At 44.2% G+C, this 5,485-nt stretch carries 4 protein-coding genes and 1 pseudogene; 2 read left to right on the top strand and 3 right to left on the bottom strand.

The genetic code is table 11. The features are described from left to right. Nucleotides 1–84 precede the first annotated feature (84 nt). Nucleotides 85–1,164: pseudogene (locus tag NI467_RS14340) on the top strand (GGDEF domain-containing protein); the annotation flags it as partial. A 454-nt stretch (nt 1,165–1,618) separates the two neighbouring features. On the opposite strand, the gene guaA reads toward NI467_RS14340, so the two are convergent. Next, nucleotides 1,619–3,187: a glutamine-hydrolyzing GMP synthase gene (guaA, locus tag NI467_RS14335; RefSeq protein WP_151205189.1), complete on the bottom strand. Its 1,569-nt coding sequence runs from the start codon at nt 3,185–3,187 to the stop codon at nt 1,619–1,621. A gap of 201 nt (nt 3,188–3,388) precedes the next feature. Continuing rightward, complete coding sequence (locus NI467_RS14330) at nt 3,389–3,751, bottom strand: NirD/YgiW/YdeI family stress tolerance protein (protein ID WP_253153476.1); 363 nt, start codon at nt 3,749–3,751, stop codon at nt 3,389–3,391. 273 nt (nt 3,752–4,024) lie between these two features. On the opposite strand from NI467_RS14330, the gene NI467_RS14325 reads away from it, so the two are divergent. Then, nucleotides 4,025–4,663, top strand: coding sequence for a DedA family protein (locus NI467_RS14325; protein WP_151207236.1), 639 nt, complete (start codon nt 4,025–4,027; stop codon nt 4,661–4,663). A 16-nt stretch (nt 4,664–4,679) separates the two neighbouring features. On the opposite strand, the gene NI467_RS14320 is transcribed toward NI467_RS14325, so the two are convergent. Continuing rightward, complete coding sequence (locus NI467_RS14320; RefSeq protein WP_253153475.1) at nt 4,680–5,273, bottom strand: LysE family translocator; 594 nt, start codon at nt 5,271–5,273, stop codon at nt 4,680–4,682. Between the last annotated feature and the right edge of the window lie 212 nt (nt 5,274–5,485).

The raw sequence follows: 5,485 nt of genomic DNA, 5'->3' as shown, positions 1-5,485 counted from the left end.
CTAAAAGACTCGGTTTGAGATTCAATCTAATTGCTGGAATTTATAACTTGGAGCTGAGTAAAAAATGACTTATGAAAGAAATCTATTATTCCAGATATATTTTTCTTCTCCGGTGTGTCACGTGTACTGCTTGTGATTGTAGCCATGCTCTGCGGCTCTTACCTGTTTAACCATTATAAAAACATCCAGATTCTAGAGATATTCTTGCCCGTTTGTACGACAGTCGCTGCCGGAATCTGGATTGGTTTACTGTTGCTCTCTAATAGCCCGCACGTCAGTACCTATCTGTACGCTACCGCTATTTTTATCCTGGTCACTAATCTTTGCATCAAAACTCAGTTCAAAGGCGCACTCTATTGCTCGATATTTATTGCGCTGTTTATGACCATTGGAGCCATTCATTTACTGACTTGGTCCCAAGGTCTTATCTTTGCCGTCGTTTCTATCCCTTTATGGTTTTTTAGCATCTATATTAACTGGAATAATACCTTAAATGTACGCCGTATATTTCTGCGTAATTTACTGGATGAGTGGAACTATCAGACCCTAAAAAATCTGGCCCATACCGATGATCTGACCAAGCTCTACAATCGTCGCCATTTTGTCAATCTGGCCGAGCAGGCCATCCAGAAATGGCCTAAACATGCCGGTACTTGCCTGTTAATGTTCGATGTAGATCATTTCAAACTGATTAATGATAATTATGGCCATGATGTAGGAGACCGGGTTTTGCAACTGATTGCCGAAGTGACCCGTAAAGAAATGCGTCAAACTGATGTGCTGGCTCGTTTTGGCGGAGAGGAGTTTATTGCGTTACTCGAATATACTCAGCCATATGACAGCTTAATGATTGCTGAACGCATTCGAAAAATTATTCAAAAACAAGTTTTTTATATCACCCCTGACCAGAGTATTCAGTTCACCATTTCAATCGGTATTGCTGAGTTAGAATCACCTGAACAGACTCTAGATGATCTGATCAAAAAGGCGGATCTGGCGCTGTATCAGGCTAAAAAAGCCGGTCGTAACCGGATTAAAATCTATCATCCGGATATTCTTAAACCGGCAACGTCCTCTTTTGCTAAGCACAGGAACATAGTTCAAGCTGTGCAGCAGGCGGCTAAAAACAGTGATAAACAGGCACAATCCTCGTCACCGTTATAACTTAAAATGAACTTATACAGCTAAAGCGGATATGACACATCAGACTCTATAGAGCCTTCAGTTCCGCCTGCCTAATCATGCTGCGCAAGAATCGTAAATAGTCTGGTGTTTCGCTGATGCGTGCGTCTGGTAACGAGACATGAATAAAACCACCAAGGGCTGAATCAGGCAATATATTAAAAAAAGCAGTGATTTAAATGCCTATACAAATGAAGATCTCTCAGAAATCACTCAAGATTTGAAGCATCACCCCGAAAAAGGGTTCGGCTTTAAAATTCCCCGTCAGATATTATGGCTATAACATGGTGTTGCACTTCAAATGCTAATCTAAGGTATAAAAAAGAGCACCGAAGCGCTCTTTTTTATTAGGTTATATCTGATAAATCAGATACTGCCGCGCGCATAGCGCTTGGCGTAATTTAGGCGGACAGCAGTACTGTCCAAAACCCCTAAATTACTCCCATTCAATGGTTGCAGGTGGTTTAGATGACACGTCATAGACCACACGTGATACATCCGCAATTTCATTCATGATGCGAGTCGAAATCTTGTCTACCAATTCATATGGAAGATGTGCAAAACGGGCTGTCATAAAGTCAACCGTTTCTACTGCACGCAGCGCAATCACCCAGGCATAACGGCGACCATCCCCTACCACACCCACCGATTTCACCGGCTGGAATACCGCAAAGGCTTGCGCTGTTTTGTCATACCAGCCACTTGCACGCAGTTCTTGCATAAAGATGTCATCTGCAAGGCGCAGAATATCGGCATATTCTTTTTTCACTTCGCCCAGAATACGTACACCTAGACCCGGACCCGGGAATGGATGACGGTAGATCATGCTGTGTGGCAAGCCCAGCGTCGTACCCAATTTACGTACTTCATCCTTAAACAGGTCACGTAATGGTTCAACCAGTTCAAAGGCCAGGTCTGCAGGTAAACCGCCCACGTTATGGTGCGATTTAATCACATGGGCCTTGCCTTGTTTGCTAGCAGCAGATTCGATTACGTCTGGATAAATCGTACCTTGTGCCAGGAATTTGACCCCGTCCAATTTACGTGCTTCTTCAGCGAAGACTGCAATAAATTCACGGCCAATAATTTTACGCTTAACTTCAGGATCAGTTGCGCCAGCAAGTGCAGACAGAAAACGCTCTTCAGCATCTGCACGGATCACGCGGATCCCCATGTTCTCAGCAAACATTTGCATCACTTGATCGCCTTCGTTCAAACGAAGCAGACCATTGTCTACAAATACACAGGTCAGCTGGTCACCAATCGCTTTATGCAACAGTGCAGCCACCACAGAGGAGTCCACACCACCTGAAAGACCTAACAATACTTTTTCATTACCAATCTGTTTACGTAGCTGTTCAATACGCAAATCGATAATATGTTCTGGGGTCCAAAGACCGCGGCAACCACAAATCTGGTGCACGAAGTTTGATAAAATTTCTGCACCTTTCGAGGTATGCGTCACTTCCGGGTGGAACTGGATACCATAGAGACGGCGAGTTTCGTCAGAAATCATTGCCATCGGGCAGCTTGGTGTCTGAGCAGTGATCTGGAAGCCTTCAGGAAGACGGGCAACCTTGTCACCATGACTCATCCAGACATGCAGCTGGTTTTCACGGTCTTGCAGGTTCCCAATCAGCTGGTCACGTACCAAGATATCTACTTCTGCATAACCGAATTCATGGACGGTGCCTGGCTCAACTTTACCGCCCAGCTGTTCACACATGGTTTGCAAGCCATAACAGATCCCCAGTACCGGTACACCTAACTCAAATACTACTTGCGGTGCGCGTGGGCTGCCTTCCAGATGAACGCTTTCAGGTCCACCTGACAAGATGATACCGTTTGGATTAAATGCACGAATGTCTTCTTCAGACATATCATAGGCATACATTTCAGAATATACGCCAGCTTCACGGACACGACGTGCGATGAGCTGACTATATTGAGAACCGAAATCCAGAATCAGGATACGATCTTCAGTAATTTGAGTATTGGTAGTCATGACAAACAACTATGAAAGGCAAACGAAATAAGCGCTGTATTCTAGCATTTTTCTTGAGTTTACGCACACTATTCCAAACAGGATCAAGATTAAACAGTTAAATTATATTTGAGCTGTTTTTAAACAATTGCCAAGCTAGGCTCGGGCTTGAAAACAGGAGAGCCCATTGCAGCCTCACCTGTTTAAAAATAAGAACCGGGTTTATTTCACCCGTTCAATCTTGATGACATCAATATCGGTCGGTTTATAACGATGAGTATCAACCTCGCCCCAGACTTTTACTCGATCACCTGCTTTGAGTTTTAACACTTTCCAGTCATCATCATCGACATCAATCATGATGCTGCCGCTTCGATCTTTCAGCTCAAATTCATCACTGTCTGTCGAGCGCTGCTTTATAATCTGGCCCACTACCGTCACGCCTGTTTCATCTTTCATTTTATGCACTTGGGCAATGCTGACCACATTCTTTTGGGCTTCTGCCATCAGCGCCTGATCGGACTTGGCCTGAAGGGTCGGACTTGCTGCTGCCACTACCAGTGTTGCTAGAATATATTGCTTCATACTCAACCTTTCCTTGCAGTATCATTAAGCTACCATCTAAGCAGAAAGTTACCATCTGCTCCGCAGCGATTATGTAACAGCCACATTAGCCCCTGTCATCTGTTTTAAAACCATAGCCATAAAAACCGGGCGATGGTGTGACAGTCATGAGTTTGCAGCAGGCCGGATCAGCCCCCGAGCCAAACCACCAGCAGCAAAATAGTCGACTTTTATTACTGACTTTAATGGTGATCACTGTTAGGATTTCAGCACACTTTTGCTTGTACTCGGCTCATGGAACTGATTGATTTTATCTTGCATGTGGATGACCATCTGCTTGAATTTATCACCAATTACGGGATCTGGATTTATGCCATTCTTTTCCTGATTATCTTTGTGGAAACTGGTCTGGTGGTCATGCCCTTCCTGCCAGGCGACAGCTTGTTATTTGCTGCCGGTGCACTGGCTGCCTCTACCGGCGCCATGGACCCTTGGGTGCTGATTCCGCTCCTGTTTGCTGCGGCAGTCTTGGGTGACACCCTGAATTATCATATTGGTAAATATATCGGGCCACGGGTGTTCGAGATTGAATCGCGTTTTATTAATAAACAGCATTTAACCTATACACAGAAGTTCTTTGAAAAACATGGTGGTAAAACCATTATATTTGCGCGCTTTGTACCATTTGCCCGCACCTTTGCACCCTTTGTGGCCGGTGCTGGCAGCATGAACTATAAGTACTTCCTGACGTATAACGTGGTGGGCGCTCTGCTCTGGATCAGCTCTTTTGTGATTTTAGGCTATATGTTTGGCAATATGCCGATTATCAAAGACAACTTCACCTATCTGATTTTCGGTATCATTATTCTGAGTGTGATGCCGGGTATAGTCGGCTTTATCCAGCAGAAGCTGAAAAAAAGCAAACCGGCTTAAATCTGTTTTCTTAGAATTAATCCCAAAGCTTGATCCATACTGGAATCAGGCACAGTAAAAGCAGCAATAAGGTGATCTTATAGATCAGCTTATTGCTGATGCGTTTAAGCTGATTTGCAAGTAATGCCTGTCCGAAGTATATCCAGAAAAAAGTGACCGGCACCGCGACCGCTATAAATGCTACAAAGACCAGCAGAAAATTGACCGGACTTTGCCAGGTTGCTGTGGGTAAAATCCCCGCAGCCAATAGTGCTGCTTTGGGATTTTTCAAGGTTATTGTAAACATTTTCCAAGGATGTAGATGTGGATGGCCCTTGTTATACCGCTGTAATTGTTGGGCCTGATATAAATGAAAGGTCATCCAGCCTACCCAGATCAAGCTCAGAACATGCACCACCCCTCTAAAGCCGGGCCAGATTGGGGAGAACAAATGAATCAGTAAGGCCCAGGCATTAATGGCATACAGATAGCCGACCAGAATCGCCGGGATATAAAGGCTGGTTTTTAACGGGCCATGCTGATAGGCCGAGCTGGCGACCATTGCATTGGCTGGCCCAGGAATCATCAGGACCGCTAAAATGGCTAGCACAAACAACCAGTTTTCAATCATAGGCAGAGCAACTCTTCAATTCAGGCCGTACCTTAACCAATCTTAAAGCCCGAGAACAAGCCCACAAATTTTTATTTTTTATGCTGATGAGTCATTTTTTCATCAAAATATTTTTATTTTTCTAGGGCGTGTCCTCATTTGACTTTACACCAAATAAACATGCAAGCAATGTAAATCATAGACTGATAATTTCGTGCAAGCTTATCAAATCG

Origin of the sequence: Acinetobacter sp. S4397-1, assembly GCF_024129285.1 — a bacterium.
GTDB classification, from domain to species: Bacteria; Pseudomonadota; Gammaproteobacteria; order Pseudomonadales; family Moraxellaceae; genus Acinetobacter; species Acinetobacter lwoffii_C.
Note: the sequence above shows the minus strand (reverse complement) of the source record. Positions and strands in the feature narration are given on the sequence as shown.